At 30.5% G+C, this 15,753-nt stretch carries 11 protein-coding genes; 9 read left to right on the forward strand and 2 right to left on the reverse strand.

The annotated features are described in order from the left end of the window. Window positions 1-10 precede the first annotated feature (10 nt). The 6 genes from WG951_RS00415 to WG951_RS00440 all read left to right on the forward strand — a co-directional run bounded on the left by WG951_RS00415 (window position 11) and on the right by WG951_RS00440 (window position 11,410). Entirely contained in the window at window positions 11-1,285 is a 1,275-nt protein-coding gene (locus tag WG951_RS00415; RefSeq protein WP_105049352.1) for a glycosyl hydrolase family 17, read from the forward strand. Between the two features lie 5 nt (window positions 1,286-1,290). Then, a complete protein-coding gene (locus tag WG951_RS00420; protein WP_105048244.1) occupies window positions 1,291-2,787 on the forward strand; it encodes a glycoside hydrolase family 30 protein in 1,497 nt (498 codons plus the stop codon). A gap of 6 nt (window positions 2,788-2,793) precedes the next feature. Next, window positions 2,794-4,236, forward strand: a complete 1,443-nt coding sequence (locus WG951_RS00425) for an MFS transporter (RefSeq protein WP_105048245.1) — start codon at window positions 2,794-2,796, stop codon at window positions 4,234-4,236. Between the two features lie 575 nt (window positions 4,237-4,811). Continuing rightward, entirely contained in the window at window positions 4,812-6,638 is a 1,827-nt protein-coding gene (locus WG951_RS00430; RefSeq protein ID WP_105048246.1) for a T9SS type A sorting domain-containing protein, read from the forward strand. A 420-nt stretch (window positions 6,639-7,058) separates the two neighbouring features. Beyond that, window positions 7,059-10,037: a cellulase family glycosylhydrolase gene (locus WG951_RS00435; protein ID WP_105048247.1), complete on the forward strand. Its 2,979-nt coding sequence runs from the start codon at window positions 7,059-7,061 to the stop codon at window positions 10,035-10,037. Window positions 10,038-10,858: 821 nt separating this feature from the next. Continuing rightward, the gene (locus WG951_RS00440) at window positions 10,859-11,410 is read left to right on the forward strand and encodes a tetratricopeptide repeat protein (RefSeq protein ID WP_105048248.1); all 552 of its coding nucleotides are present in this window, start codon (window positions 10,859-10,861) and stop codon (window positions 11,408-11,410) included. 33 nt (window positions 11,411-11,443) lie between these two features. Here WG951_RS00440 and WG951_RS00445 read toward each other — a convergent pair whose 3' ends face one another. Together WG951_RS00445 and WG951_RS00450 are read right to left on the reverse strand one after the other, a co-directional pair. Further along, entirely contained in the window at window positions 11,444-12,094 is a 651-nt protein-coding gene (locus WG951_RS00445) for a peptidoglycan-binding domain-containing protein (RefSeq protein ID WP_105048249.1), read from the reverse strand. Between the two features lie 73 nt (window positions 12,095-12,167). Then, window positions 12,168-13,220: a LacI family DNA-binding transcriptional regulator gene (locus WG951_RS00450; RefSeq protein ID WP_317044726.1), complete on the reverse strand. Its 1,053-nt coding sequence runs from the start codon at window positions 13,218-13,220 to the stop codon at window positions 12,168-12,170. A 129-nt stretch (window positions 13,221-13,349) separates the two neighbouring features. Between WG951_RS00450 and WG951_RS00455 the strand changes: the two genes are divergently transcribed. From WG951_RS00455 to WG951_RS00465, 3 genes are all read left to right on the forward strand, one after another. Further along, window positions 13,350-14,396 carry a sugar kinase gene (locus WG951_RS00455; protein WP_105048251.1) on the forward strand — a complete coding sequence of 349 codons (1,047 nt, stop codon included), beginning with the start codon at window positions 13,350-13,352 and terminating at the stop codon, window positions 14,394-14,396. A 91-nt stretch (window positions 14,397-14,487) separates the two neighbouring features. Next, window positions 14,488-15,156 carry a bifunctional 4-hydroxy-2-oxoglutarate aldolase/2-dehydro-3-deoxy-phosphogluconate aldolase gene (locus WG951_RS00460; protein ID WP_105048252.1) on the forward strand — a complete coding sequence of 223 codons (669 nt, stop codon included), beginning with the start codon at window positions 14,488-14,490 and terminating at the stop codon, window positions 15,154-15,156. Window positions 15,157-15,338: 182 nt separating this feature from the next. Next, entirely contained in the window at window positions 15,339-15,752 is a 414-nt protein-coding gene (locus tag WG951_RS00465) for a response regulator (protein WP_105048253.1), read from the forward strand. Window position 15,753: the final 1 nt, after the last annotated feature.

A 15,753-nucleotide genomic window follows, 5' to 3' on the forward strand; every position in this document is an offset into this window, starting at 1 on the left:
ACATCAAAATATGAATTCAATTTTTAAAATATCCTTTGTAATTATTGTGTTTATTTTTTGCGTTAGCTGTACTTCTAAAGTGAAGTTAAAAGAAGTGAAAAAAGTTGTAACAGCTGCCGAAATATTAGGAAATCCTGATTATTTAGCCATCTCTTATGGAGGTTATAGAGAGAAATATAGAGAAGACAATCAACCTACAATTTCTCAATTAAAAGAAGATTTAAAGTTGATGCATGCTATGGGGATTCGCATTTTAAGAACCTATAATGTGCAACCAAAATTACCACATGCAGCAAATGTTTTAGAAGCCATTCATCAACTTAAAAAAGAAGATGCAAATTTTGAAATGTATGTAATGTTGGGCGCTTGGATAGATTGTTTAAATGCTTGGACAGACAAAGAGCCAAATCATAATCTAGAAAGTCCAGAAAATGAAGGAGAAATAGCAAGAGCAGTCGCCTTGGCAAACAAATACCCAGAGATTGTAAAAGTAATTTCGGTGGGTAATGAAGCGATGGTAAAATGGGCAGCAAGTTATTTTGTACAACCGAATGTGATTTTAAAATGGGTAAATCACCTGCAAGATTTAAAGAAAAATAGCAAGTTGGCTAAAGATGTTTGGATTACAAGTTCAGACGATTTTTCTTGTTGGGGTGGCGGAGATTCAATTTATCATACAGAAGATTTAGAAAAATTGATAAAAGCCGTAGATTATATTTCTGCACATACGTATCCATATCATAATTCGCACCACAATTCAGAATTTTGGAAAGTACCCGATAATGAGTTGCATTTATCAGACATAGAAAAAATTGATGCAGCCATGTTAAGGTCTAAAAAGTTTGCCATAAAGCAATATAATGCTGTAAAAAGTTATATGAAAAGCTTGGGCGTAAACAAACCTGTTCATATTGGCGAAACAGGTTGGGCAACGATTTCTAACGGCTATTATGGCGCACAAGGCTCTAGAGCAACAGACGAATACAAGCAAGGTTTGTATTATAATAGTTTGCGAGAATGGACTAATAAAGAAGGGATTTCTTGTTTCTATTTTGAAGCTTTTGATGAACAATGGAAAGATGCTGAAAATGCAAATGGTTCAGAAAATCATTTTGGTTTAATCACTTTAAAAGGAGAAGCTAAATATGCGCTTTGGAATTTGGTTGATAAAGGTGTTTTTAAAGGTTTAACAAGAAATGGACAACCAATTACAAAAACATATAATGGAAATAAAGAAGCGTTGATGAAAGACGTTTTTGTTCCGAATACAGACTATAAAAAATAAAAACAATGAAAACAAAATTCTATTTTCTAACACTTTTTTTAATAGCGATGATTAGTTGTACGCAAGTTGATAACAAACTAAATGTAACTGTTTATGAAACCTCTGAAGCAGGGAATAAATTAACACCTATTTCAACGTTTACTTCGGATGAAAATGCATCAATAATAACTTTAAACCCTAAAGAGACGTTTCAAACAATTACTGGTTTTGGTGGTGCTTTTACAGAATCATCAGCATATTTATTAAATAAATTAAGTAAAAAAAATAGAGATACTATTTTACAAGCTTATTTTGCTGAAGATGGTGCCAATTATTCGTTAACAAGAACACACATGAACTCTTGTGATTTTTCTCTCAATCAGTATTCCTATTCTCCTGTAGCAGAGGATATGGAGTTAGAACACTTTACAATTAAGGAAGATATGGACGATTTAATTCCGATGATAAAAGATGCTATGAAAGTGTCTAAAGACGGATTTAAAATTTTTGCTTCACCTTGGACAGCCGCTCCTTGGATGAAAGATAATAAGAAATGGGTTGGCGGTAAATTATTACCAAAATACTATGATACTTGGGCATTATTCTTTTCTAAATATGCAGATGCTTACAAAGAAGAAGGCATCGATATTTGGGGATTTACAGTAGAAAATGAACCGCACGGAAATGGAAATAATTGGGAAAGTATGCATTATTCTCCAGAAGAAATGACGGAGTTTGTTCAGCATCACTTAGGTCCTAAATTAGAAGCAGATGGAAAAGGTGATCTTAAAATTTTAGGGTACGATCAAAATAGAGAAGGGTTAAAAGAATGGGTAGATGTTATGTTTAAAGATGAAGCTTCCTCTAAATACTATGATGGAACGGCCATACATTGGTACGAAAGTACCTATGAAGTTTTTCCGGAAGCGTTGCAATATGCACATAACAAAGCACCAAATAAATACTTAATAGAAACAGAAGGTTGTATCGATTCTCAGGTTCCAGTTTGGCAAGATGACGCTTGGTATTGGAAAAAAGAAGCAACAGATTGGGGTTGGGATTGGGCACCAGAAAAAGACAAACATTTACATCCAAAATATGCACCAGTTAACAGATATGCAAGAGATATTATTGGTTGCCTAAATAATTGGGTAGATGGTTGGGTAGATTGGAATATGGTTTTAGATACAAAAGGAGGTCCAAACTGGTTCGAGAATTGGTGTGTGGCTCCCGTAATTGTAGACCCTGCAAAAGATGCCGTTTATTTTACGCCACTTTATTACACAATGGCTCATTTTAGTAAATACATAAGACCAGAGGCAAAAGTAATTGGTTTAGAAAATTCAGATAAAGAATTGCAAGTTACGGCAGCACAAAACACAGACGGTTCTATTGCTGTGGTTGTTTTTAATGAAGGGAAAACAAAAAAGAGTTTCAAGTTACTTTTAGGAGAAAAAGAAACCCTTGTAAATATAGATGCACAAGCATTACAAACCATTATGGTATCAACTATTAAAAACTAAAACATTATGACTAAGACAAATTCATCTTCTAAAGTTCCGATGGGAAAAAAAATAGCATTCGGTTTGGGCATGTTGGCAAACCAAATGTTTCCGGCTGCTTTAGGTATTTTTATGGTGGTCTTAGTTAAAGACTTAGGTTTCCCAACTTGGATGTGGAGTATCTTGTATTTTCTTCCTCGTATTTTCGATTCTATTACAGATCCAATAATGGGGTTTATTTCAGACAATACCCGTTCTAAATATGGTAGAAGACGTCATTATGTTTTTATTGGTGCTATTATAATGGGTATTTCATTTGCATTAATGTGGCAACTTTATAGAGAAGATAGTTTAAATTATAATTTTGCTTATTATTTATTTTGGTCTTTGGTTTTCTATTTAGGCTTAACTATTTTTAGTGTTCCTTATGTGGCAATGGGCTATGAAATGAGCGATGATTTTCATGAGCGTACCAGCATTATGGCAGTATCTCAGTGGATTGGGCAATGGGCTTGGGTGTTAGCACCTTGGTTGTGGGTAATTATGTACGACCCTAATTGGTTTGATTCTGGAGATGTTGCAACAAGAACTTTGGCAATTTGGGTAGCTATTGTCTGTGCTTTATTAGCCATGGTACCCGCCATATTTTTAAAAGATAAATCTACTTTAGATGATGATAGTTTGGTGCCTTTAACAATAAAAAACATTGGTGGTAGTCTTAGAGAAATATTAAAAGGTTTTAAAGAAGCCTTTAAAATTAAACAATTTAGAAAACTTTGTATAGCTACCTTCTTTATTTTTAATGCATTTAATACGGTTGCAGCTTTTTCTTTTTTTATCATTGTTTATTATTTGTTTAATGGTGATGCTGCCGCAGCTTGGATTTGGCCAACACTATTTGGTAGTGTAGGTGCTTTAATAACTACCTTTTTGGTGATACCTGTAGTTGCCAAAATATCTAAAGCAATGGGTAAAAAGAATGCTTTTTTAATTTCACAAGGAATTTCAATATTTGGATACATTTTATTGTGGTTTCTTTTTATACCAGGCAAACCCTATCTATTTTTGTTAGCGCTACCTTTTTTTTCTTTTGGTATAGGTGGTTTATTTACAATAATGATGTCTATGACCGCAGATATTTGCGATTTAGATGAATTAAATTTCGGACAAAGAAGAGAGGGGATTTTTGGCGCAATTTATTGGTGGATGGTAAAATTTGGTTTTGCCATTGCAGGTGGTTTAAGTGGCTTAATAATGCTTATGGTAGATTTTACACCAGATGCCGCTACGCAGCCAGAAGGAGCAGTTACTGGGTTAAGATTTTTCTTCTCTGTTTTTCCTATTTTAGGGACCGCAATTGCTATGTATATTATGAGAGATTACGATTTAACAGAAGAAAGAGCAATAGAAATTAGTGCAGAATTAAATAAAAGAAAAGCCTTAAAGCAAGAAACTTTAAAGAAAATATAAATTAGCATATAGTATCAATGAAACAACTTCTGTTTCTTTATAAACGCTATAAATACTTGATATTTATAGCGTTTTTTTATGTTTTTTTAAGAAGTCCTTAAAACGTATCAAAATCAATCTATATAAAGAGGTTGGTTATGGTTATAAGTATATTAATAACGAGTGTAACTTTCTTAATAGCTTTATATTATTAAGCTCTTAATAGTTTTTTTAGTGGTGTTATCTTGTTGTTTATTAGGTTTTTAATATGTTTTTTTTGTGCTGTTGTTGTCCGTGTTTGGTTATTTATAGTCCTCTTTTTTTTTAATGCAGCTATACATCAAAAATTAGAACAACAACACTTACTATTTAAACAATACATTACCTATACAGTTGTAAAATAATGCTTATTTGTTGTCTTTTATTCATTCTTAATAATTTGCTATTATTATGATGCTATCATTGCTTTTGTTGCTATTTTAATTCATTTTTTTATCATTTTTTTCAAACTGTATGTTTTTTGTTTAGGTCTAAAAAATCAATATTGTATAGTTTAAGGTTAATATTGAATACACTAATTTAAAGAAATAACTATTATGAAAAAAATTACTCTATTATTTGCTTTATTGATCACATCAATAGGCTTTTCTCAACAACAAGAATATCATTTAGATTTTGAAGAAGGTACGCCATCTGGAATTGCGTCTAATTGGTATACGTTTGATAACCAACCTGCTCCTGCAGAGATTGTAGATAACCCCAATTTAAATGGTGTAAATACTACTGCTTCTAAAGTAATGAAAGTTGTTATGGGACCTGGAAATGCTTTTTATGCAGGTGTTAATAATAAATGGGAAGACTCTAAATTTGGAACATGGAAAATAGATATGGGTGTTGTAAGTAACTTAACCTTAACTATGGACGTACATAAAAATTACGTAGGTACTGTAGGTATTAAAATGGGGACCAATAGTGCAGGAACATCATTTCAGATTACAGACCAGAATGTTGGTAATACAGTGGTAAATGAATGGCAAACATTAACTTTTGATCTTTCTGGAATAAACCCTAATGGAGATTTATCTAACATCAGTCAAATGGTTGTTTTTGTAGATTGGACGCAAGATATGGCAGATAGAGCACCAGGAAATACCATATATATAGACAATATTAAATTTAATGCAGAAAAATTAACAGATGCACCAGAAGTTCCTGTTGCAGGTACTGCTTCGTTACCATTAGATTTTGAAAGCGAAATAACTTGGTCAGATTTTGATGGAGGAGTTGTATCAACAGAAACAAACCCTTATAAAAATGCAGACAATACTTCTGCAAAAGTTGGTAAGATGGTAAAATTTGATGGTCAACCTTGGGGTGGAAGTGCCTTAACGTTAAGTTCTGCAATGGATTTTGCTAATAATGATACTTTTACAATGAAGGTATATTCACCAAGAATAGGAACGAAAGTTTTATTAAAAGTAGAAAATTCTGCGGATGCGAATACTAGTTTCGAAAAAGAAGTTACAACAACCATAATCAACGGATGGGAAACTTTAACCTTTGATTATGCAACTATTAGTAAGGCTAATTCGTATGATAAATTGGTCTTAATATTTGATAATGGAACAGTTGGAGATGGTTCTGCTAACTTTACTTTTTATATAGATGATATTGCATTAACTTCTTCAGGTGTTGTGCTTCCTACAGTAGCATTACCTTTAGATTTTGAAAGTGCAACAACATGGACCAATTTTGATGGAGGAGTTGTTACCACAGAAACAAACCCACATAACAATGCAGATAATTCTTCTGCAAATGTAGGTAAAATGGTAAAAAATGCAGGTCAACCTTGGGGTGGAAGTGTCGTAAAATTAAGTTCAGCAATGGATTTTACAGCAAATGATACTTTTACAATGAAAGTATATTCGCCAAGAGCAAATGCAAAAGTGTTATTAAAAGTAGAAAATTCTGCAAGTCCAGCTACTAGTTTCGAGAAAGAAGTAACCATAACCACAGCAAATGCGTGGGAAACTTTAACCTTCGATTATTCAGCAATTCCTAGTGGATCGTATGACAGCGTTGTTTTAATTTTCGATTTAGGAACTATGGGAGACGGAAGTGCAAACTATACCTTTTATATAGACGATCTTATGTTGTTTAATGCAGCAACAGCAAGCGTGTCAGATAATAAACAATTAAATGTGTCTATGTATCCTAACCCAACTACGAGCAGTTTAAATATTTCAGCAGAAAGCACTATTAAAAATGCTGCTATTTATAATATTTTAGGGAAACAAGTTATCAGTTTAGCAATCAATAAAAACAGTGAATCTATAGATGTTTCTAACTTAGCATCTGGTATTTATTTAATTAAATATACTGTAGATAATGCTATAGGTACTGCAAAGTTTATTAAAGAATAACTTTACTTCTTTATAATAATTTAAAAGAGATGCTATTTTAGGATCTCTTTTTTTTACATTTTTATAACCTAAATTTTTAACAAAACAGTAATTTTTAATGTATGAGTAAATATAAACTGACTTCATTTGCTACTACTAAACTCAATATTGTAGATTAAGAACTTTAAATAAAATAGTAAAAGTGTCTAAATTAAATTTTAGGCACTTTTTTTTGTTGTAAATAATTGTGATAGATGTATTTTATTTATGAAACCATTCTTTTAAAAGAAATAAACTTAAATATTTATCAAAAGAATATAACTATTATCCTAAATAGGAGTATAATAGTTTAATTGTTTGTTTTTTAGGTTGTTATGGTTTGTTTTTTAGTTTTTTAGAATGAGTAATTGTGTTAATTTAGCGATATAAAAACTTATAATTATGACCAAACTAAAACTAAAATTTTACGCATTATTTATTTTTTCATTGATATCCTATGGTATCCAAGCTCAATCTATTGTAGATAAACATGGTAGATTACGGGTTGATGGTAATACTATTGTAGACAAATCTGGCACCTCTATTAGTTTAGCTGGTAACAGCTTGTTTTGGAGTAGCGCAGGAGATTCTTCAGATTTTTACAATTCGAGTACAGTGAATCACTTAGCTGATAATTGGAATAGTTCAATTATTAGAATTGCCATGGGTGTAAAAGAATCATGGGATGGAGGAACAGGATACATTGATAGTCCTATTGCTCAAAAAAACAAAATTAAAAAAGTAATAGATGCTGCAATAGCCAAAGGTATTTATGTTATTATAGATTGGCATACCCATGAGGCTGAAAATTATCAAGAAGAATCTGTTGCCTTTTTTAGAGAAATGGCAGAGTTATACGGACAAAATGATAATGTTATTTATGAAATTTATAATGAACCCATAAAGCAACCTTGGTCTGTGGTAAAATCCTATGCCACTCAGGTAATTAATGCAATTCGTTCTAAAGATTCAGATAATTTAATTATTGTAGGTTCCCCTAATTGGTCTCAAGATGTTGATGTTGCATCTCAAAGCCCAATAGTAGATAGTAATACAGCATATGCTTTACATTTTTATGCGGGTACACATTCTGGATTTTTAAGAGACAAAGTTAAAAAAGCATTAAATAACGGAGTTGCAATTTTTGCAACAGAATGGGGAGCTGTAAATGCAGACGGTAAAGGAGATGCATCTGTTTCCGAAACAGAAGAATGGATGCGTTTTTTAAAGGAAAATAAAATAAGTCATGTAAATTGGGCGGTTAGCGATAAACCAGAAGGAGCTTCAATTATAAATTCGGGTAAAGGAATTTCTGGGTTGCAAAATGATGATTTAACTGCAACAGGAGTATTTGTAAAAGACATTATAAAAAACTGGTCAGATGATACTCCTAAAAATGAAGATACTACCACTACAGGTAAAATTGAATGTAATACTGTAGAGTGTATTTTAAATGCAATGAAAAATGCAAAACCAGGAAACGAAATTGTTATAGCTCCAGGTACTTATGTTGCATTAGAAAAAGACAATACTAATGGTAGAGCATCTCTATTTTTTTCTGCAAAAGATGGTAATGCAGATAAGCCTATTATAATTAGAGCAAAAGATGCTCTTAACCCTCCAATTCTTAAAGGAAAAGAAGGTAAATATGATGGATACGTAATGAGAATTATAGGTGATTACTGGCAAATAAAAAACCTTATTTTAGAAGATGGTTCTAAAGGATTGGTCTTTGATAATGCAAATAATGGTCTTATAGAAAACATAACAGTTAGAGATATCGGAGAAGAAGGTATACATTTAAGAGATGGCTCTAGTAATAATTTAGTTACTGGTTGTAACGTTTCTAATACAGGTGTTAAAAAACCAGGTTTTGGAGAGGGTTTGTATGTTGGTTCAGATAAATCTCAACACAACAATCCTTATAGTCCAGATTGTAATAATAATACAATAGAAAATTGTATTATTGGTCCTAATGTTGCTGCAGAAGGGGTAGATATAAAAGAAGGAACTTTAAATACTATTATTAGAAACTGTACTTTTTCTGCAGAGGGAATTACAGGAGAAAATAGTGCAGACGCTTTTATAGATCTTAAAGGAGCGTATACCTTTGTGTATGGTAATACTTTTAATTTAGATGGATCTACAATTATAAATTCTGCAATAGATTTTCAAGATCGAAAAACAAATTACAATACAGGTTATAGAAATGCTGTTTTTAATAATACATTTAATTTAGGTACAAGAGGAGCAGATATTCCTTCAATGAGAGCAAAAGGAGGTAGCCCTTCAGAAATTCATTTCTGGAACAATACTCGTAATCCTAATACAGCAGACCCAACAAGTAGTTTTTCTTTAAAAGCTATGGTTTTATCTTGCCCTAGTTGGAATATTGTAAAATGTGATAATGGAGACGCAGGTAATAGTGCCCCTACCGTTAGCATTAAATTGCCTAATAATGGAACTAAATTTACAGTAGGAGAAACAATTTCTATAGAAGCTATTGCAGCAGATAGTGATGGTAGTATTGCTAAAGTAGAATTTTATAATAATAACGAAAAATTAGGTGAAGATAGTTCCGCTCCGTATAAATATAGCATTACAAATGCACAAATAGGAAACTATAATTTGTCTGTAAAAGCAATCGATAATATAGGCGCTACAGCAGAAGCTAATATTACCGTTACAGTAAGTAATGTAATAGATACAGATACAAGTTGTGTTTTTAATACGCCATCACCAAACGCGTTACCAACATTTACAGATGCTGTTTTTTTAAATGCACACGTACTTGGTACAGGAGGACCAGATTTATCTAATTTAAAAAAATTTAGAATTAACTGGAATAGTACAAGTAATATATTGGGCAGATTTGCAATAAATACCAATAATGGTGTTCCTACTTATTATCTAGATTTAAAAAAGAAAATGACCTATGATTTTAGTAAGTCAAAGCCAGAGTTAACTATCAGTAATTCGGGTATTTCTAATTTAGATGATTCTTATTGGGTAGCAGAAAATAATGGAAATTTTGTAATGGTTTCTAAAAGTGGAAACTTTACAATTTACTTTAATAATTCTACAACAGCACCAAGTTGTAATAGTGTACAAAGTTTACAAAAAGTTTCAGAGATAAAAATAAAAGAGCAAATAAAATTATATCCTAATCCTGTTAGAAATCAACAGTTAACAATTACCCATATACCAGAAAAAGGAGCAATCGTAAAAATATTCGATTTGCAAGGTAAAGCTGTAATAAAACAAACATTAGAAAATACATCTAAAACAGTATTAGATATTTCTCAATTAAAAACAGGTTTATATGTTGTTTCTATTCAAAATAAAGGAGTTCTAAAAACAATCTTACTTTCTAAATTGTAAAAAAAACAAGTTTGTATAAAAAATAGTAAGCAGTACAATAAAATAATTATTGTACTGCTTATTTAAATTAATATGGTATGTTTTATTTATAATATAAAGCCTCTAAAGTTAAAATATCTAAAAAGCCATCAGTAAAAACACTAAATCTTTAGATGTTTCTAACATAGCATCTAATATTAATTTAATAAACTACACCGTAAATAATACGGTCGTAACTACAAAATTTATAAAATAATAACATTAAATTAAAATAGTATAAGCGTCTAAAATTAATTTTTTAGACGTTTTTTTATGCAAAATAATACCCTTTTTGTGCGTTACCTAAAGGTCGGGCTTTTCACTATATCTTTTTGTAAAAAAAACAAAAAGGATGCCGTTTCAATCCCTAACGCAAGCAATTTTGCCAACGAATTAACAAAATAAAAGAATGCATTTGTATTTTTATAAAAGTCCATTTTAAACCTTTTTCACTGTTTTATATCAAAAGATAAAAATATAATAGAAATATCTGTAAAAAAAGGAAAAAGAGGACGTACTTTTGTCGTTGCTAAAGTTTTAAGAATATTTCTAAAAGAATTGATAAACAATTCTTTCTCTAGAAAGCAGTTTATAAAATGGCACAATTGATGAATACATAAACAAAGAAGATGTTGTTATTAATAATTTACAAAAAAAAAGGTGTATATTATAATAGCATACAAATGAAAAAGAGACATCAAAAAAAATAAAAATTATTTAAAAGTAGCGCAATCAACTTAAAATGATTTTTAAAATAGAATAAAAGAGTCATTGTATTTTACAATGACAAACAAAGAAAAAAAATGGGAACACTAGTAAATAATTATATTTTTAAAGCATTAGAAAGTTATCCTTTCGATTTAGAAGAGGTAATGGAGGCTTTAAATTTTGCGTTGTCTTATGATGATAAAAATACAATGGCATTAACTTTAATGGGAAGAGTTTATGCAGAAAAGTTGTATAAATATGAAGAAGCAATAGCTTATTTTAAACAAGCTTTGGCAGAAAATATTCATGCTTTTGAGGTTTATACACCATATATAAACACACTTCTATGGAATGAAGATTACAAAGAAGTAGAAGATTTTATAGATTTTGCATTAAAAGTAAAAGGATCTGATAAAGCACTTTTATATCTTAAAAAAGCCATTTTATATGAGCAATTAAAAGATTATAAAACAGCTATAACATATATAAAATTAGCAAAAGAACATACGTTTAATTCAGAATTTATGGCAGACATTACTATAGAAAAAGATAGAATAAAAGGTAAAATGCCAAATAAGAAGAAAAAGAAAACCAAAGATCATAAGAATACTGACTCAAAGGCAAAAGCTTCAAAAAACAAAAAATAATTTTAAGATGTTAGTAAAAGCTAACATCTTTGGTTATTCAAATAAAGTATCTAAAGTTAAAATATCTAAAACACCATCAGCAAATAGGTTGTTTTTTTCTTCAAAAATTTTAATAGCATTCAGTGTTTCAATTTTATAAACACCATCTGTAGTAATCTCAAAACCTTTTTTGTTTAATTGCTTTTGTATTTCATAAATAAAAGCAGTTTTATGGCCATTAATCAAAGCTTTATCAGGATTAAACATCCTTTTAATTTTGTTTTTTGCTAAAGATTTTTGGTAGGCTTTAAAATTAGTTCCTGTTTCTTCTAAAAATTGTATTTCTTTGTTATTTAAACCGTTTGCTTTTAAAATTTGAGAGTTTTCTAATTTACTTTCATAGTATTTAATAATAGCAAGTTTATTTGCATACTTTTTAACAGCTAATTTAGTTTTTTCAGTATCGTCTTCTGGGGTTCTAACATCTATATCATTAGCAGTCCATTGCATTTTTACAAAACTATTTACGTCTTCAATGGCTTTATAGTAATTAAGTACAGTTTCTTGATTGTAATAGTCTAAATCTAATTTTTTCGTTGTTTTATAATTAACATTAGGAGCGTTGTATCTTTTGTATTCTTGGTACTTTCCAAAACCAATACTAAAAGCAATAATTAGTAATAATAAAATAATGAGTTGTTTCATAGCAAGTAATTGGAGTTCTTTAAAAAGAGAACAAAAATACGGTAAAGTTTCTAAAAAAAATAGAAAGAAAAGGTTAAGAATGCTTTCTATCTGTAGAGTCTCTAGCTATCAGTGCAACATCTAAAATTCTTTTGGTAAAGGTCTGTTTAACCACTGCTTTTTTTGCGTGTTCTAAGAACGCAAAGGCAGCTTGTTTACCAATTTCATCACTATGCTGATCTATACTTGTTATTGTAGGTGTAGTCATCGATGTAAAGGGTTCGTTACCAAAACCAACCAAAGCAATTTCATCAGGTATTTTAATATTATTTTCTTTTAATACTTGTAAAGCACCTAATGCAGCATAATCACCTGCAACATAAACAGCGTCTGGTCTGTTTTTTAGAGATAAAAGCTGAGTCATTTTTTCTCTTCCATCTTTTATGCTAAGGTTACTTTCTATTAGTAACTCATCATTTAAAGGTAAATTATTTTTTTTTAGAGCATCAATATAACCTCTAATTCTATTGTTAAAAATTCTAGTATGCTTAAAACCACCAATGTGGGCAATTCTTTTGCAGCCTTTATCAACCAAGTGCTTTACAATTATTTGGCTACTATTGTAATCGTCTATACCAATATAATCTACATTTAAATCATTTTCACCTCTATCAAACATAATTAATGGAATGCCTGCTTTTTTAACTTTTTCAAAATACGTTAAATCTACAGTTTCATTGGCCATAGAAGCAATTATGCCATCTACTTGTGTATATAATAAGGTATCGATACTAGCGCACTCTTTTTTAAAAGATTCGTTAGATTGTGTAATAATAATATTATAACCTTCTTTATTTAAAACTTCTTCTAAATTTTGAATGACTGATGAAAAAAAGTTGCTGTTTGTTCTAGGTACTATTACACCAACTAATTTACTTTTTCCACTTCTTAAAGCACTTGCTAAATAATTTGGTTGGTAATTAAGATTTTTTGCTACCTGTCTAACTGCTTTTTTTGTTTTCTCACTAATTCGAGTATCATTATGTAAGGCTTTAGAAACAGCTGCAGGTGAAATGTTTAGAACATTTGCAATATCTTTTATGGTAGTTTTCTTTTTGATAATATTTTTTTTATATCTTTGCTTAATCGTTTAAGCAAATGTAGTACGATAATATTTATAATCAAAATGATAGTGTAAATCTTTCCTTTTGATTTTATTTTAGAAAACTGCTTAAACGTTTAACCAATTAACTGTAATATTAAAATAGAATTTAGAATGGCAAAAGTAGTAACATTTGGAGAGATCATGTTGAGATTAGCTCCTCAAGGATTTTTAAGATTTTCACAAGCAAATAATTTTGACGCTATTTATGGTGGTGGAGAATCTAACGTAGCAGTATCATTAGCCAATTATGGAGTAGATGTAGATTTTGTAACTCGTTTACCAAAAAATGATATTGGTGAGTGTGCAATGATGGAAATGCGTAAAAGAGGAGTTGGTGTAGATAAGATTGTTTATGGTGGAGACCGTTTAGGAATTTATTTCTTAGAAACAGGGGCTGTATCTAGAGGATCTAAAGTGGTTTATGACAGAGCGCATTCTGCAATTGCAGAAATAGAATCTGGTATGATCGATTGGGATGCTGTTTTTGAAGGTTGTGAATGGTTCCATTGGACAGGAATTACGCCTGCAATTTCTCAAGGTTCTGCAGATGTTTGTTTAGAAGCTGTAAAAGCTGCTAGCGCAAAAGGAATTACTATTTCTACAGATTTAAACTATCGTGCTAAATTATGGAATTTCTGTGATGCTGCACATAGAGAATCTATTATGACAGAATTAACTTCTTACTGTGATATTATTTTAGGAAACGAAGAAGATGCAGAAATGCACTTTGGTATTAAACCAGACGGAGCAGCAGTTCAAACAGCTGGTCATGATGTAAAAGCAGAAGCTTTTTTATCTGTTTGTAAACAAATGACAGAGAAATTTCCAAGAGCTAAAAAAGTAATTACTACTTTAAGAGGTTCTATTTCTGCTTCTCATAACACATGGGCAGGAGTTTTATATGATGGTAAAGAAATGTTACAAACACGTCAGTACCAAATTACAGATATCGTAGATAGAGTAGGTGGTGGAGATTCATTTATGGGAGGTTTAATCTACGGATTATTAACATACCCAGAAGATGATCAAAATGCATTAGATTTTGCAGTTGCGGCATCTTGTTTAAAACACACTATTAAAGGTGATGCAAATTTAGTAACAGTTGCAGAAGTAGAAAAATTAATGGGTGGTGATGCTTCTGGACGAGTAGCAAGATAAATTTTTGGACTAATTGTGTAATTGTTTAATCGTAATATTTTATTACAACATTTACACAGTTAAACATTTACACAATTAAAAAATAATAGAAATGGCACAATTTTCAAGATTAGAAGTAGCACAAGTTATGAAAGATACAGGGATGATTCCTTTGTTTTTTCATAATGATATAGAATTAAGTAAAAAAGTATTAAAAGCATGTTACGATGGTGGCGCTCGTTTAATGGAGTTTACAGCACGTGGAGATTTTGCTCACGAAGTTTTTGGTGAGTTAACAAAATATGCTATTGCAGAATTACCAGGTATGATTATGGGTGTTGGTTCTGTTACAGATGCAGGAGCAGCTTCATTATATATGGCATTAGGAGCAAATTTTATTGTAACTCCTGTTTTAAGAGAAGATATTGCAATTGTTTGTAACCGTAAAAAAGTATTATGGTCTCCTGGTTGTGGTACATTAACAGAAATAACTAGAGCAGAGGAATTAGGATGCGAAATCGTAAAATTATTCCCTGGTGATATTTATGGACCTCAATTTGTAAAAGGAGTTAAAGGCCCACAACCTTGGACAAGTGTAATGCCAACAGGTGGAGTTTCTCCTACAGAAGAAAACTTAAAAGGTTGGTTTGATGCAGGTGTTACTTGTGTTGGTATGGGATCTAAATTAATTTCTAAAGAAATTATTGCTAACAAAGATTATGCAAAATTAGAAAAAGATGTAAGAGCAGCTTTAGCTATTGTAAAAGCTGTTAGAAAATAAATTTAAGTATTTTTTTTATAAAAACTCCAACTGAAAAGTTGGAGTTTTTTGGTTTAGACCAAAATATCTTATCTATACTTTTTTGCATTTCATCGATACTTTAAATTGTCTGACCAACTACCTATAAAAGACATTGTTTTATTAACCTAAATTTGTAGAAATTAAAAGTTAAACCCTACAAAATGTCTAAAAATTTGAAAGTATTGTTAATAGAAGATAATCTAATTGAAATAATGAAAATGAAAAGAACACTTTCATTGTTAAAATTAGATCATACAATGCAGGAAGCTAAAAACGGTGAAGTAGCATTAGAAATTTTGCAGGATAAAAGTAATTTTCCTGATTTAATTTTATTAGATTTAAACATGCCTAAAATGAGTGGGATAGAATTTCTATCGATCTTAAAAAAGGATGAAAATATACAACATATTCCTACTGTCATATTAACTACTTCAGATAATCAAAAAGATTTAGAAGAATGTTATAAACTTGGTGTTTCTGGTTATATTTTAAAGCCTTTAAAATATGATGATTATGTTAAAAAGATTGAAACAGTATTGTCATATTGGAGTGTGAATGAATTAAAAAAATACTAAT

The organism is Polaribacter butkevichii, assembly GCF_038024105.1.
Classification (GTDB): domain Bacteria; phylum Bacteroidota; class Bacteroidia; order Flavobacteriales; family Flavobacteriaceae; genus Polaribacter; species Polaribacter butkevichii.

What these genes read in the sequence shown, in the direction of transcription:
- WG951_RS00420 (WP_105048244.1), top strand. Translation starts at nt 1,291, where the DNA reads ATGAAAACAAAATTCTATTTTCTAACACTTTTTTTAATAGCGATGATT.
- WG951_RS00445 (WP_105048249.1), bottom strand. Translation starts at nt 12,094, where the DNA reads ATGAAACAACTCATTATTTTATTATTACTAATTATTGCTTTTAGTATT.
- WG951_RS00435 (WP_105048247.1), top strand. Translation starts at nt 7,059, where the DNA reads ATGACCAAACTAAAACTAAAATTTTACGCATTATTTATTTTTTCATTG.
- WG951_RS00440 (WP_105048248.1), top strand. Translation starts at nt 10,859, where the DNA reads ATGGGAACACTAGTAAATAATTATATTTTTAAAGCATTAGAAAGTTAT.
- WG951_RS00415 (WP_105049352.1), top strand. Translation starts at nt 11, where the DNA reads ATGAATTCAATTTTTAAAATATCCTTTGTAATTATTGTGTTTATTTTT.
- WG951_RS00425 (WP_105048245.1), top strand. Translation starts at nt 2,794, where the DNA reads ATGACTAAGACAAATTCATCTTCTAAAGTTCCGATGGGAAAAAAAATA.
- WG951_RS00430 (WP_105048246.1), top strand. Translation starts at nt 4,812, where the DNA reads ATGAAAAAAATTACTCTATTATTTGCTTTATTGATCACATCAATAGGC.
- WG951_RS00455 (WP_105048251.1), top strand. Translation starts at nt 13,350, where the DNA reads ATGGCAAAAGTAGTAACATTTGGAGAGATCATGTTGAGATTAGCTCCT.
- WG951_RS00465 (WP_105048253.1), top strand. Translation starts at nt 15,339, where the DNA reads ATGTCTAAAAATTTGAAAGTATTGTTAATAGAAGATAATCTAATTGAA.
- WG951_RS00460 (WP_105048252.1), top strand. Translation starts at nt 14,488, where the DNA reads ATGGCACAATTTTCAAGATTAGAAGTAGCACAAGTTATGAAAGATACA.